We start from the raw sequence: 17328 nt of genomic DNA on the forward strand, positions 1-17328 counted from the left end.
TCTAGTTTTGGGTCACGTACTGAATCGCGTATTGCGCATCAGCATAGCCGGGATGTTCTCCCAGGGCTTTCAAGAACATTTTATACGCTTCTTCCCGTTTTCCCAAACGATACAATCCCCAGCCCCGCCACAACATGGCTTCTTCTGAATTGGGAGTAATTTTTAAGGCATACTCCGTCAATGCCATCAACTCATCTATACGAAAATCATGGAAGTACGCCATGAAAGGTCCAAATTGATAGCGCAACATGCGCTGAGGTAAACCAATCTTGCGGGCTTGATCGTAGGCTTGCGCGGCTTCATGGTAGCGATCAAAGTACACCAGATTTGTGCCCAAATTGAACCAGGCAAAGGCATTTGAAGGTTCCTGCTGGGTTTCATGCTGCGCCTGTTTCAGGGCATTCATCCGATTCTTATCCAGATCCCAGTCTTCACCCAGAATTGCCTTCACCGTGTCTTCCTGTTCAGGATAATACAACACAATGTAAACCCGATTGAAGGACTGCCAGTTTTTGTCCAAATCGGAATATCCCACTCTTAAGTTAGGGCTTACGAAAGAATCTTGAGCAATGAAAATTTTCTGCTCATCGTCATAGCCCGTGAGCAAAAGGTAGTGCCCTGCCCAACGATCATCGTTTGGCCAGTAACTCTCCTCCATCATAAAAGTCTCTTCAATCATCACAGGGATTCCTGCCGCAATGAATTGACGAAGACGGTCAATATTTCCCCCTACCCTGTACTGCAACCGCAGCCAGCCTACATTATGGAGAACGTATTGAGCCAATTCTTCTACATTGACATTCCGGTCATCCCGCATGGGCTTGACTTCTTTGGCAATATCTTCCTGTGCGCCCTTCCAGCCATAAAACTTCAATGCCATGGCAAGCGTGGCTGGACCACAGTTGTTGATGTCCTGTTTCACATACTCCGGTTCCGGCAAGAGCACCTGCGGCGGGAGCGGTGTTGGGGTAGGAGTAATGGTTGGAGTTGGGGCAGGAGAACTGCTCGACGTAGGCGTCAGAACATCCACCTCCTGGGTAAGCACAGGAGTAGACTGAGGAGTCCCGGTCGGGAAAGAAGCCGCATAGACTACCCGGGGTGTGGGTAATGGCTTGACCGGGTTAATCACTCCCCGAACATAAGCACGGGCAAAATCCAAACGCCATCCATAGCGCTCCTGAATACCAGGAATGTTCCACACAATCACTGCCAGTATGATCAAACCGGTAAAGATGGCAAAGCCTGTAAGCAGAGTTTTCTTTTTGCTCATGCAGCAAATTGTACCAGACTTCTCTTTAGGAATTTCAGAGCCATTGTGATAAAATGCTGTCAGACATATGCTCACCGATTCCCTTGGTAGAACTATAAATTATTTACGTATTTCGGTCACAGACCGCTGCAACCTGCGCTGCGTGTACTGCATGCCTCCACAAGGCATTCCACTAACTTCCCATGATGCGATTATGCGATATGAAGAAATCGTCGAAGTGGTTAGAGTAGCCGCCGAGCAAGGCATCACCGATATCCGACTTACAGGTGGAGAACCACTGGCGCGGCTGGGGATCACAGAACTGGTACACATGATTGCTGCTGTGCCGGGAATTCGTGATATCAGCATGACCACCAACGGGCTCTTGCTGGAACGTTTTGCCGGTGAACTCAAAGAAGCGGGGTTAAAGCGAGTCAACATCAGCCTGGATACACTTAACCCGGAGCGATTCGCCCGCATCACCCGAGGTGGTTCCTTTGAGCAGGTCTGGCGCGGCATTCTTGCGGCTGAATCGGCGGGATTGTATCCCATCAAATTAAACACCGTAGTCATGCGTGGGGTCAACGATGATGAATTACTCAATCTAGCCAAACTTACCGTAGAACACGAATGGCACATTCGTTTCATTGAGATGATGCCAGTCAATAATCAGGAAAGTTGGGACGAAGGCTTTCCATCTCCCCAGCACATTTTCGTTTCCCTTTCGGAAATCAAGCAACGCCTTGAGTCGTTGAACCTCAAACCCGTTCAGGGGAAGTCGGGAAGCGGACCAGCACGGGAATACCAGGCAGATGGCGCTAAAGGCAAAATTGGTTTCATCTCGCCTATCAGTGAGCATTTTTGTGGAGAATGCAACCGTCTGCGTCTGACAGCCGATGGTAGTCTGCGCCCCTGTTTGCTCAGCGACCTGGAAATTCCTGTTTTACCTGCTCTTCGAAGAGGCGAACCGATCCTTCCGCTCCTACAGGAAGCAGTAAAACTGAAACCGGAAGGGCATCATCTATCCCAAAATCAACGGACTTTTACCCGTTGTATGATTCAAATTGGCGGGTAAATCATCCTTGCCGGGAACTGATAAATAAAAAGAAACCGCTCTTGCGAGCGGTCTGTTTTTATCCGGTACCGAACTGGCGATCGCCTGCATCTCCCAACCCCGGGACGATATAGCCTTTTTCATTCAGGTGGTCGTCAATTGCAGCAAGGTGAATCGGTACATCCGGGTGATGTTTTTCCATCAAAGCAATGCCTTCAGGCGCGCCAATTAAACCCACAAACTTGATTTTCTTGACCCCCCAGGTCTTCAAAATATCCGCAGTGGCTACTGCCGATCCACCGGTAGCCAGCATGGGATCCAGAATAAGACATACCTGAACCCGGGGTTCTACAGGAAGTTTGTTATAGTACTGCACCGGTTTAAGTGTCTTTTCATCCCGATAGACCCCAATGTGCCAGACTTCTGAAGAAGGCATCAACTCCCACACACCTTCCACCATACCCAAACCCGCCCGCAAAATGGGGACAAGACCAATTTTTTCTTTAAGTTCCCGGCAGTGTGCCACTGCCAGCGGGGTTTGCACATCCACTGGGGTCGTCGCCAGATCACTGGTTGCCTCGTAGGTCAAGAGCGCTGCCAGTTCCCGCACCAGTTGGCGAAACTTTTTCGGCTCAGTATTAACGTTCCTCAAAATAGAAAGTTTGTGCTGGACCAGAGGATGGTTGGAGATTATTACGGTCATTTCCACCTCCCGGAATTTTTCCCATTATAACTTGAATTGGAATTACAGGGAAAATTTTCACTTATCTATACATGTGAGAGGGAGTGGCTAAAATACTGGGGGAATGAACTCCATGACATGAGCAGGATATGCTGGATAACGTTGTCTATATAATTGGCGAGAATTGAAGCAATACGCAAATAAACGCAAGGCGCATTCTAAGGCAAACCGACAGCGTGAGAAACAGCGGGAGGAGCGTGCTAAACGAGCCAGGTAGTGACGTAGTTCCGCATTATCCCCTTCCACAGAGTAGGTTTCTCTCTTCCCTTCCGAGACTGCGTATCGCCCGCCATGGTACCATAGCCGGTTATAGGCGTCAAAGGCATCACTGAAGTATTGTTTTGCTTTGGGAGCCTCATCTACCATCTCTTGGATGGCGCTGTCTGTGCGTTCCCAGACCACTTTCCAGGCTAAATAACAGCGCGTGTGCCGATCTACAAGGGTGATGATGTAGATCCGGTTTTTTTATGCCCGATAAAGGTGAACAGTTCGTCCATTTCCACTTCCTTAACCTCTTCAGGCAGGGGCACTTCAGAAATTCGTGCGGCGTAGGCTTGGATCCACAACGACACGGTGCGGTGATGAACCCCCAAATGACGGGCGATCCGTCGCAAGTTCATCCCATCTACATACATCTGCAAGGCTTGCTTGCGCATCTCTTCCGGGTATCCGCGCGGTTTCGGTTCAGGTGTGTATTTGTGCCCACAGCGCATACACTTGTAGCGCTGAGCGCCTGACTCGGTTCTCCCGGCTTTATTCTGTCGTTCTGTTTGTTGGCATTTTGGACAGGTTGGCATATCTCTATTCTAATCCAGAATTTTATCCACTCCCATGTGAGAGAGGAAAGAACGTCTTTGATGAGGATTGGTATAATAGAACCCATGAGCGATACCTCCCAGCGGTTTATTTCCCCCAATCCTATGCCGGATGAACCTGTAGATCCTGCTTTAAGACCCGTAAGGTTGAAAGATTTCATCGGGCAGGATCAAATCCGGGAAAATCTTTCCATTCTCATCACCGCTGCCCGTCAGAGAAACGAGCCACTGGAACATGTGCTTTTTTACGGTCCCCCTGGATTGGGGAAGACAACCCTTGCTCACGTACTTGCCAATGAGATGGGAGTAAACATCAAAATCACTGCAGGCCCTGCCATTGAAAAAGCGGGGGACCTGGCTGCCATTTTGACCAATCTAAAAGGTGGAGACATTCTCTTTATTGACGAAATCCACCGCCTTGGAAAAGCCATTGAAGAAGTGCTTTATCCTGCTATGGAAGATTTCGCGCTGGACATTATGATTGGCAAGGGCCCAGCGGCGCGTTCTATTCGATTAAAATTGCCCCGCTTTACCGTCATCGGTGCCACCACCCGCCTGGCTCTGATTTCTGCTCCCTTACGAGCTCGCTTTGGAGCAGTGTACCGCCTGGACTATTACGATGTAAATGCCATTGAAGCCATTCTAAAACGCGCCGCAAGCCGTTTACAAATGACCGTAGAGCCAGAAGGGTTTCGGGAAATTGCCCACCGCGCTCGCGGAACCCCACGGGTTGCCTTGCGTCTGTTACGGCGTGTACGTGACTTTGCACAGGTGCGCCATCAAGGGCTGGTTACACAAGCCGTTGCCGCCGAAGCCCTTAACTTGCTGAATGTGGACCCCTTGGGGCTGGACGAAGTGGACAGACGTGTCCTTTCAACGATTATCCTGAAATACAATGGCGGCCCGGTTGGGCTGAACACCATCGCCGCTTCGATTGGCGAAGAACCCGATACCATCATGGATGTGGTAGAACCGTATCTTCTCCAGTTAGGATTCCTTGATCGCACCCCGCAGGGAAGGGTAGCCACGCAACGTGCCTATGAACATCTCTCTATTCCCTATCCTCAAACGCAAAGCCCCAATCAGCCGGAGTTATTTTGAAGACCTCAGACTTTGATTACTTTCTTCCCCCTGAGTGCATTGCTCAACATCCTGTTGAGCCAAGGCATAATTCCCGCTTAATGGTACTGAATCGGGCAAATGATTCTATCCAACACACCATTTTCTGGAACATCACCGAGTATCTCCACCCTGGGGATATTCTGGTGGTCAACCAAACAAGAGTCATTCCGGCACGAATTTATGCTCACAAAGAAACCGGTGGGAAACTGGAAATCTTGCTCTTGCGTCGGGTAGATGATCATACCTGGGAAGCCTTGATTGGCGGGAAACGTCCCCGTAAGGGCAAGTCCTTCATGATTAATGAACATCTACACGGAACCATCATCGAAGAACTGGAAGAATCCCGTCGTCTGGTCCGATTCAATCAGCCTGTAGAACCTTATCTAGAGAGAATTGGGCAAATGCCTCTTCCACCCTACATCCACGAACCGCTAAGAGACCCGGAGCGCTACCAAACCATCTTTGCCCGCCAGCCCGGCTCTGCCGCCGCCCCAACAGCAGGGTTACACTTCACTTCAGAGTTAATAGAGCGTATCGCTCAAATGGGTATCCAATTTGCCGAAGTTACCTTACATGTTGGACTGGATACCTTCATGCCGGTACATGAAGAAAACCCGCTGGAGCATAAAATTCACACCGAGTGGTGTGAATTGACAGAAGAAACAGCCCAAAAAATCAACGCGGCGAAGAAAGAAGGGGGAAGGATTATCGCAGTTGGAACAACCAGCGTGCGCACCCTGGAAACTGCGGCGCAGTACGCTAGAGAAGGGGAATGGGTTGGCGCCGTTTCCGGAGCAACCAGCCTGTATATTCTGCCAGGGTACACCTTCCGAGCAGTCGATGCCATGATTACCAACTTTCACCTTCCCCGCTCCACGCTCATTATGCTGGTCAGCGCCTTTGCAGGCAGAGAACGCATCCTCAACGCCTACAAAGTGGCTATTGAGCAAGGATACCGTTTCTATTCTTTTGGGGATGCTATGCTCATCTTATAGATTACTTTATACCCGAGATGACACCCGAAAACGCACTCCAAGAACTCAATCACGCCTTAGTCCAATGCAAACGATGCGAGCGATTAACCCACTGGAGGGAACATATCGCCCAAACCCGTAAAAAAGCGCACCGCGACGAAGTGTATTGGGGAAAACCGGTACCGGGCTTTGGGGATCCCCATGCAGAAGTGATGATTATCGGGTTAGCCCCTGGAGCACATGGCTCTAACCGCACAGGCAGGATGTTCACCGGCGATTCTTCCGGACATTTTCTCTACGCGGCACTGTATCGGGCGGGCTTTGCCAACCAACCGCATTCTCATGCCCTCTATGACGGTTTGACGCTCCGACGTGTGTACATTACCGCTATTTGCCGCTGTGTCCCTCCCGATAACAAACCCACCCCTCAGGAAATCCAAAATTGTCGTCCCTACCTGGAACAGGAAATTGCTCTGTTCCCCCAGTTAAAAGGGTTTGTGGCGCTGGGGAATTATGCTTTTCAATGGTTGGTGCAATGGTACCGCCAACACGGAGAAAACGACACTCGTGAATGGCAATTTGCCCACAACGCCTTCTATGCTCCGCGAAATGGATTACCCTGGCTGCTTGCTTCCTATCATCCCAGCCGCCAGAACACCCAAACGGGGCGACTGACCCAACCCATGTTCGACGAAGTCTGGCAACGCGTCAACTCCCTTCTTGGAGGTTAATATCCATGCCCTTCTCTTATCTTTCTCATCTGGAATGCAGCGAATGCGGGAAGGCTTTTTCACCTTCGCTCCCCCAAACGATTTGTCCGGATTGCCAGGCCCCTCTCTTTGCTCGATATGATTTGCCTTCCCTTGCCGCTCAGGTTCCTCGTGAAAAGATGGATAACATCCACAGCATGTGGTGCTGGCATGTGGTTTTACCTGTATTAACCCAAGAACATGTGGTTACATTGGGGGAAGGAGGAACGCCTCTGCTTAAACTTGAACGACTGGCATCCAAGTACAACCTGAAAGCCCTGTACCTGAAGGATGAAGGGCTGAACCCTACGGCTTCCTTCAAAGCCAGAGGGCTTTCCGCAGCCGTCTCCAAAGCCAGAGAACTGGGCATCAGGCAATTAATGATCCCCACGGCCGGGAATGCTGGGGGTGCCCTGGCGGCTTATGCCAGTCGTGCCGGTATGAGCGCATGGATTGCCATGCCGGAAGACACTCCCAAAGCCAACGTTGAGGAGACCGCTATTACGGGCGCTAGAATCAGCCTTGTGCCGGGAGTGATCAGTGATGCGGCAAAATTCCTGCAATCCCACGCTGAAAAAGGGAAATGGTTTGATGTATCCACTTTCAAAGAGCCTTACCGGCTTGAAGGGAAGAAAACCATGGGCTATGAGATTGCCAGAGATTTGGGATGGGAATTTCCGGAAGTTATTCTATACCCCACGGGTGGAGGAACGGGTCTGGTAGGAATCTGGAAAGCCTATGAGGAACTGCTTGAATTAGGCTGGTTGAAAAACCCGCGCCCACCGCGCCTGTACGCCGTCCAATCTGAAGGGTGTGCGCCTGTTGTGAAAGCCTTCAAGAATGGGGAAAGCGATGTGGCTTTTTGGGAGAATGCTTCTACGCACGCATCGGGGTTGCGAGTCCCCCGTCCATTTGCCGGAAAAGCCATTTTACGCACATTAAGAAACAGTAAGGGCGGGGCAATATCTGTAGAAGAGGACTCCATTCGAAAAGCACAAAAAGACATTGCCCAATTGGAAGGGATATTCACCGCTCCGGAAGGAGCCGCAACCCTGGCAGGTTTGGAAATCTTGCTTGCAGAGGGAGAAATCCAACCCGATGAAAGAATTTTGCTTCTCAATACGGGCAGCGGGTTAAAGTATCTAGACACCTTGCAAGCCTAATAAGTGATGGACTTTTGAGAAAACCAATTATGGGACAAGCAACTGCAATCGCACATCCAAATATTGCGTTTATAAAATACTGGGGAAACCGTGATGCCGTTCTGCGGATTCCGGAAAATGGGTCAATTTCCATGAACCTGGCAGAACTTACCGTCAAAACTACGGTAATTTTTGAAAAACATTCCCGGGAAGACACGCTCATCTTAAATGGGGCACTCGCTGATGAACCCGCCTTGAAACGGGTGAGTCATTTTCTGGATCGTGTTCGAGAATTCGCGGGAATTTCCTGGCACGCCCACGTCATCAGTGAAAACAACTTCCCCACCGGCGCGGGGATTGCCTCAAGCGCGGCGGCTTTTGCCGCTCTTGCCCTTGCCGCTACTTCAGCCATTGGCCTGCATCTTTCAGAGCGAGACTTATCGCGTCTGGCGCGCAAAGGTTCCGGATCGGCATGTCGCTCCATTCCTGGGGGATTTGTCGAATGGATACCCGGTGAGACAGATGAGGATTCTTACGCAGTTTCAATTGCGCCACCCGAACACTGGGCATTGACAGACTGCATTGCTATCCTCTCCACACAGCATAAGCCCATCGGGTCAACACAGGGACACGCGCTCGCATCCACCAGCCCGCTTCAACCTGCACGTGTTGCCGATACCCCCAGACGCCTCGAAATTGTACGCCGTGCTATCTTAGAGCGGGATTTCCTCAGCCTGGCAGAAATGATTGAACACGACAGCAACTTAATGCACGCAGTGATGATGACCTCAACCCCTCCGCTCTTCTACTGGGAACCCGTCTCGCTGGTTATCATGAAATCTGTGAGAGAGTGGCGAGAGTCCGGTTTACCCTGTGCCTATACTCTGGACGCAGGTCCCAATGTACATGTCATTTGCCCGTCAGAATATGCTGAAGAAGTCATTTTCCGGCTTACTTCGATCCCAGGTGTTCAAACGGTTCTTAAGGCAAGCGCAGGGGACTCCGCAAAGTTGATTGAACAATCTTTATAATTTCCCTGTTTTCAGAGGAAAAGCATCTTATAATTAAAGAAAGGTTGCCTTTAAGAAGGCATCTGAATAGAAAGTACAGGTAAAAAACCATATGGATGTAACTGTTTTAATCAGAGGTATTGGGCAAATTCTGGAGTTTGTTCTTGCTCTGGGTGTGTTGATCTTTCTTCATGAACTGGGGCATTTTCTCTTTGCACGTCTTTTCAAGATAGAGGTGTTGGAATTTGGTTTTGGGCTTCCTCCGCGAATGCTCAAATTGTTTACCTGGAAGGGAACGGAATTTACTTTGAACTGGATTCCCTTTGGCGCATTCGTTCGCCCCAAAGGAGAAAGCGACCCCTCGATTCCCGATGGAATGGCGGCTGCCAGTCCGTGGAAACGATTTTTCATTTTGCTGGGCGGACCTTTGATGAACTTCCTGACAGGGATTGCCATTTTCAGCCTGTTATACACGTTGACAGGTGCGCCAGAAACCCAGAAAGTGCAAATCATTCAGGTCAACCCCAACTCTCCTGCAGAAGTCGCCGGGTTGATGCCGGGGGATCTTGTAGTCTCCGTTGAAGGGACACCCATCCAATCCATGCAATCGCTCTCCGAAGCCATTCGCTCCCATTTAGGGGAAGAAGTTACCCTGGTAGTCTCTCGAGAAGGAAAAACCCTTACTCTGAAGGCTACTCCGCGTCAAAATCCACCCGAAGGAGAAGGTCCCCTGGGCATTGTGATGGGAAATCCCATCCGGTCCATATCTGTGCCCGAATCAATCCCGTATGCTTTGAGAGATACAGCAAATCAGGCAAAGACACTCATCTCTTTACCGGTGCTCATTCTTCGTGGAGAAGTGAGTGGCGAACAAACCCGTCTCATCGGTCCTGTGGGAATGGAACGTGTTTATCGAGAAGTACGCCAGATGGACGTTCAGGCACAACAGGAGAATCCCAGCAATGTACCCGTCAGGACCTTGCTTCTTTTGGCAAGCATCTCCATCGGGTTAGGGGTTGCTAATTTATTCCCTATTCCGGCTCTGGATGGAGGACGGATTCTCTTTTTACTTCCGGAAATCATTTTCAAAAAGCGCATTCCCCCTGAACAGGAGAATCTGGTTAACCTGATTGGATTCACCGCCCTGATCCTGCTGATGATTTTTATTACCACCCAGGATATTGTGAATCCCATTCAATTGCCTTAGGCAGGAAAAACAATATGGCAAGAAAACCTATTCCTTTTGATCGTGTGATTAAAGCCTTGCTGGATGAAAACACCCCCTTCTCTCCGACATACCTTCATCGTTTTAGCGATTTGGAAGAAGAAGAATTGGATGCACTTAAACAGGTTTGGGATCAGATTCAACCCACTCGCCGGTTAGCCCTGCTCAGTGACTTGGAAGAAATCTCAGATGCGGACACCCTGGTATTCTTCGATAATGTTGCCCGTATTGCATTGAACGATGAGCATGGAGCCATCCGAGCACAAGCCATTCGCCTGCTATGGCTAAGCGAGGATGCGGCATTGATCCCATTGTACTTGAATTTTTTGAGTGATCCTGAAGCAGAAGTACGCGCCGAAGCCGCTGGCGCACTTGGGAAGTTTGTCTATCTGGGCGAACTTGAAGAACTTCCAGAAAAAACCCTTCATGAAATTGAAAATCGCTTGATTGATGTAGTACGGGGCAAAGACCAAGCCCTTGTACGCCGCCGAGCGTTAGAAGCGCTGGGATTTTCCAGTCGAGAGGAAGTACCCCTTCTTATACGGGAAGCCTATCAAACAAATGATCCGGATTGGGTAGCCAGTGCATTGATGGCGATGGGACGCTCGTATGATAAAGAATACGAACCGGAAGTCAAGCGAATGCTGAAACACCCCAAAGTCAACGTTCAACTGGAAGCCATCCGAGCGGCTGGAGAATTGGAACTTGAATCCGCCCGCCGTCCTTTGCTGGACCTTTTAGAGGAAGAGGCTCAGGATTCTGAGGTTCGCTATGCCGCGATTTGGGCACTTTCACAAATTGGGGGAGAGCAGGTTCGAGAGACCCTGGAAAAAATTGCTGAAGAAACCGAAGATGATGAGGAATTAGAAATTGTCGAGCAAGCACTGGATAACCTGCAGTTAAATGAAGAAATCTCCATGATGATGTTTGACTTTGATATTGAAGACGAAGAAGACCTTAAGAAGTTTGGGAGACAAATTGATCTCTCCAAGCCTGAGGAAGAGGACGAAGAAGAGTGAAAGGGATGTAAGGGAATGAAAGAAAATCGCCTCTTCCATGGGAAGAGCATTTTTCTTGTTGTCCTGTTGCTAATCCTGATTAAAGCCAATCCGGGATGGGCACAATCCGGCATCACTTTTGAGAATGTGGCAGCAATTCCAGAGTTCGGCAAAAGCATCACCTTTCAAGCCACGATTCGTTCAGAAACCCCTTTGGAAAGTGTCTTACTCGTCCTCCAGGGTAACCAAAAACAGCCTGAGATTTTTCCCATGTCTCTTTCTGAGACAGGCGAGGTAATCTATCGGTTAGAGACGTCTGCCCGGAAAATTCGTCCTTTTACTCGCCTGGAGTACCAGTTTCGAGTTCGCCTCCAAAACGGCCGTGAGATTCTAAGTCCGATGTACTCGGTAAGGTATGAAGATACCCGTTTTCCATGGGAAACTACCACAAATGATTCGATCACTGTGTACTGGTACGAACGTGCTCCCGACTTTGGACAAACTGCGTTAAATGTCGCAGAAGAAGGGTTGCGTTCGGCTCAGCGTTTACTTCCCGTTCCTTTGCAATCTCCAATAACCATTTATATTTACAACTCTTCTCAGGACATCCGCGAGGTTCTGCAATCTTCCAGTCCATGGATCGCCGGGCATGCTGCACCGGAAGACAATCTCATTCTGGTTTCAATTGTTCAGGGATTAGAAGAACGTCTTGAACTGGAACGACAGATACCTCATGAGATCATGCATATCCTGCAGTTACAATATCTTGGAGAAAAAATTTCACAGCAACCCATCTGGTTAATTGAAGGGTTGGCATCGGTATCTGAACTTTATCCCAACCCCAATTATCTTCAAGCACTGGAACAAAGCGCCATAGAAAACAGGCTCCTTCCTCTCACTTCGCTGTGCACGGCTTTTCCCCGTGATGCCTCGGGAGCCTTTCTGGCATATGCAGAAAGCGACTCGTTTGTCCGTTACCTGTACCGCAGTTTTGGAGCAACAGGGCTTCAAAACTTGATGACACAATATCACGATGGTATGGGATGTGAACAAGGGTTTGAGAAGGCTTTCACATATTCCCTGACACAAATGGAATCCCGATGGAAACAGGAAGAACTGCGCGTCAGTCCAGAGGCACTGGTTTTCCGGAATCTCTCGCCGTACCTGGTGATTATCCTCGTGTTATTCGGGGCAACTGCAGCGGCAGTCATTTTAGCCAAAGTAAGAGGGTAATATATCTGAAGGGGAATGCTATGGAGAATAACGCACGTCTTCATGCTCTCGTGATTGGACATGTTCAAGGGGTAGGTTTTCGCGCATTTGTGTACGATCGTGCTCAGTCTCTCCAGTTGACAGGCTGGGTTCGTAATACATATGAAGGGGATGTTGAAGTGACCGCTGAAGGGCCGAGAGAAACACTGGAAACCTTCCTCAACGACCTTCGCAGGGGCCCTCGCAGTGCCCACGTCGTTGACGTACGCGTTCAATGGGAACAAGCCACGGGACAGTTTCCAAAATTCAGCATTCTCCCTACTTCTTACAGTTCCCTTTAAATAAAAAGTGGCGAGGTTTCAGAAAAAACCCCGCCACTGCTTTTTATGGCTTCTGGATTACCAGTTGCCTCCCATCATGCCCCGTCCCTGGCGAAAACCTCCACCATTTTGCCGGGCACCCAAGCCTTGTCCCATCATCGGGCAACCGCCATTATTCAGGCCAGCACGCCCATTGCGCCCAAACCCACGCGTCTTCATCCAATCGGCTTGCTCCTGAGTGATGACGCCATCTTTCACCATGTTCTCCAACGCAGTGTTGCGAGCGTTGAGCATCAAGGTGCGAAACTCCTCTACAGAAAGACCTTTTTCCAGCGCAATTTGATAAACGGTTTGTCCGTCAGCAAGGCGGGCTTCCAAATCCTCCACGGAAATGCCCAACTGTTCAGCCAGAGCAGCGTGCATGTATTCCTGCATGGTTTCCCGATATAAACCGGGCGTTCCCGTACCCGGAGCAGGGGGCGTAACGCTCTGGGCATTCACAACCGAGACACCGACGAGAGCAAAAACCCCAACCAGCATCAGGACACTCAAGGTGATCCAAAAACTCTTTTTCATGTTTACCTCCAGATCTTAGAAATTTCAGGAAAGTGTTTTCCTGTGGATCTGGACTTATCATACAAAACAGTTTTGAAGAACTTATGAAGTCGTTTTGAAGAAATTGCGAATTTATTCTTCTCCCGTAAGCAAACGCACACGCTGAAGAGGAGTTAAATCTGATTCTTCCACCAGTAGGGCTTTAAGTTCAAACATTTCATCTCTCAGCGCGGCGGCTCGTTCAAATTCTAAATTGCGCGCCGCTTCTTTCATTTGCTTCTCCAATTCCTGAATCATCCGCTGGAGTTCATGGCGCGCCAGCCCATGCGATTTACCTGTACGATATGATCCTCCTTTTTCTGCAACCATTTGGGGTTGAACACCCATTTGTTGAGTAATATCATGAACAGCTTTCTGAATGCTGACAGGGATGATCCCCATCTTCTCGTTATAAGCCATCTGCTTAGCACGTCTGCGATTAGTCTCGTCAATCGCCATCCGCATGGCATCGGTAATATAATCGGCATACATGATCACCTTCCCATGGACATTGCGAGCGGCGCGCCCGATGGTTTGAATCAAAGCCGTAGCCGAGCGTAAAAAGCCCTCTTTGTCAGCATCCAGAATAGCCACTAGCGAAACCTCAGGCAAATCCAACCCTTCACGGAGGAGATTAATTCCCACCACCACATCAAACACCCCCAGGCGAAGATCCCGTAGAATTCCTACCCGCTCCAGAGTCTCCACCTCAGAATGCAGGTAATGGACTTTGATTCCCAATTCCATAAGATATTCCGAGAGATCTTCTGCCATGCGTTTTGTTAACGTGGTAACCAAAACGCGCTCGCCTACCTCAATCCTCATACGAATCTCGTGAATCAAATCATCAATCTGTCCTGTGGTGGGACGAACTTCAACCTCGGGGTCCACTAACCCTGTAGGGCGAATGATTTGTTCCACAACCTGTTCGGCTCTTGCCATTTCATAAGGACCCGGGGTGGCAGAGGTATAAATCACATAGCCCATGTGTTGTTCAAATTCATCAAACTTCAGCGGACGGTTATCCAGCGCAGAGGGAAGACGGAAGCCGTAATCCACCAGAACCTGCTTTCGAGAACGATCTCCGTTATACATTCCTCGAATCTGAGGAATGGACATGTGAGATTCGTCAATGAAGAGCAAATATTCACTAGGAAGGTAATCAATCAGGGTCCAGGGAGGTGAGCCGGGAGGACGTTGATCCAGGTGCCGGGAGTAATTTTCAATGCCGGAACAATATCCCACCTCGCGGAGCATCTCCAAATCATACAGCGTTCTCTGTTCAATTCGCTGTGCTTCAAGCAGTTTGCCCTGAGACTTGAAGAAGGCTATCCGCTCCTGAAGTTCTTCTTCAATATCCTGAATGGCTTTTTCCAGAGACTCTTCTTTGGTGACATAGTGCTTTGCAGGAAAGATAGAAATTTGCGCGGGCTGACCGTACACCTCACCGGTTAAGGGGTTGAATTCCAGAATTCGTTCAACCTCATCCCCGAAAAATTGAATACGGTAAGCACGACGTTCTTCATAAGCGGGAAAAACTTCTAAGGTCTCCCCCCGCACGCGGAATACGCCGGGGCGCAGTTCCACATCATTCCGCTGGTACTGGCTTTCCACCAGTATCCTCAGCAAAGCGTTACGGCGGTAGATATGTCCTACTTCCAGAGTAACTGCTTTCTTCCCATATTCTTCCGGACTGCCCAAACCGTAGATGCAAGAAACAGAAGCCACAATGATAACATCCCGCCGGGTCATCAAGGCTGTGGTTGCAGAAAGACGCAAACGCTCGATTTCTTCATTGATATCCGCATCTTTTTCAATGTAAAGGTCTCTTTGAGGGACATAGGCTTCAGGCTGATAGTAATCGTAGTAAGAGACAAAGTACTCTACTGCATTTTCGGGGAAAAACTCCTTAAATTCCGCGTACAACTGTGCCGCCAGCGTTTTGTTATGTGCAATGACCAGCGCCGGCATATTCAGCCGGGCAATAATATTTGCCATGGTAAAAGTTTTACCCGTTCCGGTAGCTCCCAGAAGAACCTGATGGCGCATTCCCTGACGAATTCCCTCCACAAGTTTTTCAATCGCCTCAGGTTGATCGCCCATAGGCTGGAATGGAGCATGAAGTTTAAAGTCCATCTCAATCTCCTTAACCGCCTTCTGAATTCAGAAAGTCTGTTCTATTGTATAGGCATAACGGAAAGTCGTCAACCAGTCTTTCTGGGGTTAACAAACCATACTGAAAGTTGTAAAAACATCCTTTGATTAAAAGTTGCATTTTAGTAACACTTTCCCCAACCCACCAATGGGCATATTGACTTTTCATTTGGCGGAGATTATGATTCAATCGTGAGGTAATTGTATCAACTTTTTTCTTTTTCAAACTCACACACAGTTTTGAAAAAGTGGAGGCGATGACTCGAGGTCTGTAAACTGGTCGCTTGCTCGAAATTCTGGGCAAAGACCTCGACGAGCCAATGGCGAAACCGTCCACTTGACACCAGTCAGTGGGCTTTTTCGTTATGTTCCGATGCATAAATCACATCCATTAAGCCCACAGAAATTTGAACAGAGAGTCTGGGAGTTCGCAAAGAACTCAGGAGGGCGTTAGTGGCTTCTACGACCCAAAAAAACGGGATGGTAGCACCTCCCAAACTTCAATTTCGTATCCTCCACAATATTTCTACACCCCGCCAGAAATATCAATGGACTGGGCTCAAAATAGCCCTGATTTTGCTAGACGCCATCACGATTTCTCTGGGTTTTCTGGTGGCTTACCTCATTCGTTTTGAACTCAAATTACCCATCTTTTACAGCATGGAGGAAAGCGTATCCCTGCATTTTTACCTCTCTTTAGGCATTATTTTGCTTCCTCTCTGGTTGGGAATCTTTGCCTTGCACGGTTTGTATTCCAGACCCAATCTGCTAGGAGGCACAAAGGAGTACTCGTTGCTGTTCAACGCCACAACGATTTCCATGTTTCTCATCATTACTGCCAATTTTCTCATCCCGGAATTTATCCTCGCACGTGGTTGGTTACTCCTCACCTGGATATTTGTTTTCCTTTTCTCGTTCACAGCACGTTTTCTGCTTCGGCGCCTGGTATATTTTTTACGCAAGCATGGTATGTTTACCAGCAATGCTGTCATTGTAGGAACAAACGCTGAAGCCCAGCTTCTGGCCACTCAATTTAAGTCCGCCGATACCTCTGGTTTGAATGTCGCAGGCTATATTGCTTGTCCTTCCTCTTCTTCAAGAGCAGTTCCGGATGAAAACATCCTGGGAGATTTGAAAGAAATTGAAAAAATCGTTTATGAAAAAAATGTCGAGGAAATCATTGTCACCTCAAGCGCGGTTAGCGCCCAGGAAGTGGTGGCTCTCTTCAAATTATTCGGGATTGCTGAGGGAGTCAATCTACGTCTTTCATCCGGAGTCTACGAAATCATTACCACCGGGCTTCAGGTTCAGGAAATCGCTTCAGTACCTCTTGTAAAAGTCAATAAAATCCGGCTGACAGGCTGGGATCAAGCCCTGAAATTCCTTCTGGACTTCGGGCTTTCCGCGATTCTCTTACCATTCATTTTTCCTGTTGGTCTGGTAATTGCGCTATGCATCGCCATGGACTCCAAAGGTCCGGTTTTCCATCGCCGCCGGGTCATGGGGGTAAACGGGCATACCTTTGATGCATTTAAGTTTCGCACAATGTACGTCAACGGAGATGCGATTCTGGATGCCTATCCAGAGTTGAAAGAACAACTGGCTCGGGAACACAAGTTGAAAAACGACCCGCGTGTAACCCGCGTAGGAAGGTTTCTGCGAAAAACCAGTTTGGATGAATTACCCCAGATTCTCAACGTTTTGAAAGGAGAAATGTCTCTGGTCGGTCCCAGAATGATTTCGCCAGAAGAAATGGAGAAGTACCAGGAACACGGGATGAACTTGCTCACAGTAAAGCCGGGAATTACCGGCTTATGGCAGGTGAGTGGGCGCTCTGATGTTTCCTATGATCAGCGTGTTCAAATGGACATGTATTACATCCGCAACTGGAGCATCTGGCTGGATTTGCAAATTCTCTTCAGAACGATTCCCGCCGTGCTCAGTCGCAAAGGGGCATATTGATCTGTT

16 protein-coding genes are annotated in these 17328 nt (G+C 48.9%); 11 read left to right on the forward strand and 5 right to left on the reverse strand.

What is annotated here, in order from left to right; all coding sequences use genetic code 11:
• Position 1: 1 nt before the first annotated feature.
• On the reverse strand, positions 2–1270 hold the full coding sequence (locus tag ANT_RS16420) for a C39 family peptidase (protein WP_049784879.1): 1269 nt from the start codon (positions 1268–1270) through the stop codon (positions 2–4).
• 67 nt (positions 1271–1337) lie between these two features.
• Here ANT_RS16420 and moaA point away from each other — a divergent pair, with 67 nt between their 5' ends.
• Positions 1338–2324, forward strand: a complete 987-nt coding sequence (gene moaA, locus ANT_RS09920; protein WP_013560382.1) for a GTP 3',8-cyclase MoaA — start codon at positions 1338–1340, stop codon at positions 2322–2324.
• A gap of 58 nt (positions 2325–2382) precedes the next feature.
• Here moaA and upp read toward each other — a convergent pair whose 3' ends face one another.
• Positions 2383–3006 carry a uracil phosphoribosyltransferase gene (gene upp, locus ANT_RS09925; protein ID WP_041454908.1) on the reverse strand — a complete coding sequence of 208 codons (624 nt, stop codon included), beginning with the start codon at positions 3004–3006 and terminating at the stop codon, positions 2383–2385.
• Between the two features lie 473 nt (positions 3007–3479).
• On the reverse strand, positions 3480–3842 hold the full coding sequence (locus ANT_RS09930; protein ID WP_013558928.1) for a helix-turn-helix domain-containing protein: 363 nt from the start codon (positions 3840–3842) through the stop codon (positions 3480–3482).
• 84 nt (positions 3843–3926) lie between these two features.
• Here ANT_RS09930 and ruvB point away from each other — a divergent pair, with 84 nt between their 5' ends.
• From ruvB to ANT_RS18080, 9 genes are all read left to right on the forward strand, one after another.
• Positions 3927–4961 carry a Holliday junction branch migration DNA helicase RuvB gene (gene ruvB / locus ANT_RS09935; RefSeq protein WP_013560384.1) on the forward strand — a complete coding sequence of 345 codons (1035 nt, stop codon included), beginning with the start codon at positions 3927–3929 and terminating at the stop codon, positions 4959–4961.
• The gene (queA, locus tag ANT_RS09940) at positions 4958–5977 is read left to right on the forward strand and encodes a tRNA preQ1(34) S-adenosylmethionine ribosyltransferase-isomerase QueA (protein WP_013560385.1); all 1020 of its coding nucleotides are present in this window, start codon (positions 4958–4960) and stop codon (positions 5975–5977) included. The genes ruvB and queA overlap by 4 nt, the downstream gene beginning before the upstream one ends.
• A 17-nt stretch (positions 5978–5994) precedes the next feature.
• On the forward strand, positions 5995–6687 hold the full coding sequence (locus ANT_RS09945) for a uracil-DNA glycosylase (protein ID WP_013560386.1): 693 nt from the start codon (positions 5995–5997) through the stop codon (positions 6685–6687).
• A gap of 5 nt (positions 6688–6692) precedes the next feature.
• Complete coding sequence (locus ANT_RS09950) at positions 6693–7868, forward strand: threonine synthase (protein WP_013560387.1); 1176 nt, start codon at positions 6693–6695, stop codon at positions 7866–7868.
• A gap of 29 nt (positions 7869–7897) precedes the next feature.
• Positions 7898–8878: a diphosphomevalonate decarboxylase gene (mvaD, locus tag ANT_RS09955; protein ID WP_013560388.1), complete on the forward strand. Its 981-nt coding sequence runs from the start codon at positions 7898–7900 to the stop codon at positions 8876–8878.
• Between the two features lie 91 nt (positions 8879–8969).
• Entirely contained in the window at positions 8970–10064 is a 1095-nt protein-coding gene (locus tag ANT_RS09960) for a M50 family metallopeptidase (protein WP_013560389.1), read from the forward strand.
• A gap of 14 nt (positions 10065–10078) precedes the next feature.
• Positions 10079–11101 carry a HEAT repeat domain-containing protein gene (locus tag ANT_RS09965; protein WP_013560390.1) on the forward strand — a complete coding sequence of 341 codons (1023 nt, stop codon included), beginning with the start codon at positions 10079–10081 and terminating at the stop codon, positions 11099–11101.
• Positions 11102–11116: 15 nt separating this feature from the next.
• Positions 11117–12313: a peptidase MA family metallohydrolase gene (locus tag ANT_RS09970; RefSeq protein WP_013560391.1), complete on the forward strand. Its 1197-nt coding sequence runs from the start codon at positions 11117–11119 to the stop codon at positions 12311–12313.
• Positions 12314–12333: 20 nt separating this feature from the next.
• Positions 12334–12633, forward strand: coding sequence for an acylphosphatase (locus tag ANT_RS18080; RefSeq protein WP_013560392.1), 300 nt, complete (start codon positions 12334–12336; stop codon positions 12631–12633).
• Positions 12634–12690: 57 nt separating this feature from the next.
• On the opposite strand, the gene ANT_RS09980 is transcribed toward ANT_RS18080, so the two are convergent.
• Complete coding sequence (locus ANT_RS09980; RefSeq protein ID WP_013560393.1) at positions 12691–13188, reverse strand: hypothetical protein; 498 nt, start codon at positions 13186–13188, stop codon at positions 12691–12693.
• Between the two features lie 111 nt (positions 13189–13299).
• Positions 13300–15348 carry an excinuclease ABC subunit UvrB gene (gene uvrB / locus ANT_RS09985; RefSeq protein WP_081460234.1) on the reverse strand — a complete coding sequence of 683 codons (2049 nt, stop codon included), beginning with the start codon at positions 15346–15348 and terminating at the stop codon, positions 13300–13302.
• A gap of 465 nt (positions 15349–15813) precedes the next feature.
• Between uvrB and ANT_RS09990 the strand changes: the two genes are divergently transcribed.
• Positions 15814–17322 (forward strand): sugar transferase, encoded by a 1509-nt coding sequence (locus tag ANT_RS09990; RefSeq protein WP_013560395.1) that lies wholly within the window; start codon positions 15814–15816, stop codon positions 17320–17322.
• The last annotated feature ends 6 nt before the right edge of the window (positions 17323–17328 follow it).

Origin of the sequence: Anaerolinea thermophila UNI-1, from assembly GCF_000199675.1 — a bacterium.
GTDB lineage: Bacteria > Chloroflexota > Anaerolineae > Anaerolineales > Anaerolineaceae > Anaerolinea > Anaerolinea thermophila.

What these genes read in the sequence shown, in the direction of transcription:
- ANT_RS16420 (WP_049784879.1), bottom strand. Translation starts at nt 1,270, where the DNA reads ATGAGCAAAAAGAAAACTCTGCTTACAGGCTTTGCCATCTTTACCGGT.
- moaA (WP_013560382.1), top strand. Translation starts at nt 1,338, where the DNA reads ATGCTCACCGATTCCCTTGGTAGAACTATAAATTATTTACGTATTTCG.
- upp (WP_041454908.1), bottom strand. Translation starts at nt 3,006, where the DNA reads ATGACCGTAATAATCTCCAACCATCCTCTGGTCCAGCACAAACTTTCT.
- ANT_RS09930 (WP_013558928.1), bottom strand. Translation starts at nt 3,842, where the DNA reads ATGCCAACCTGTCCAAAATGCCAACAAACAGAACGACAGAATAAAGCC.
- ruvB (WP_013560384.1), top strand. Translation starts at nt 3,927, where the DNA reads ATGAGCGATACCTCCCAGCGGTTTATTTCCCCCAATCCTATGCCGGAT.
- ANT_RS09945 (WP_013560386.1), top strand. Translation starts at nt 5,995, where the DNA reads ATGACACCCGAAAACGCACTCCAAGAACTCAATCACGCCTTAGTCCAA.
- ANT_RS09950 (WP_013560387.1), top strand. Translation starts at nt 6,693, where the DNA reads ATGCCCTTCTCTTATCTTTCTCATCTGGAATGCAGCGAATGCGGGAAG.
- mvaD (WP_013560388.1), top strand. Translation starts at nt 7,898, where the DNA reads ATGGGACAAGCAACTGCAATCGCACATCCAAATATTGCGTTTATAAAA.
- ANT_RS09960 (WP_013560389.1), top strand. Translation starts at nt 8,970, where the DNA reads ATGGATGTAACTGTTTTAATCAGAGGTATTGGGCAAATTCTGGAGTTT.
- ANT_RS09965 (WP_013560390.1), top strand. Translation starts at nt 10,079, where the DNA reads ATGGCAAGAAAACCTATTCCTTTTGATCGTGTGATTAAAGCCTTGCTG.
- ANT_RS09970 (WP_013560391.1), top strand. Translation starts at nt 11,117, where the DNA reads ATGAAAGAAAATCGCCTCTTCCATGGGAAGAGCATTTTTCTTGTTGTC.
- ANT_RS18080 (WP_013560392.1), top strand. Translation starts at nt 12,334, where the DNA reads ATGGAGAATAACGCACGTCTTCATGCTCTCGTGATTGGACATGTTCAA.
- ANT_RS09980 (WP_013560393.1), bottom strand. Translation starts at nt 13,188, where the DNA reads ATGAAAAAGAGTTTTTGGATCACCTTGAGTGTCCTGATGCTGGTTGGG.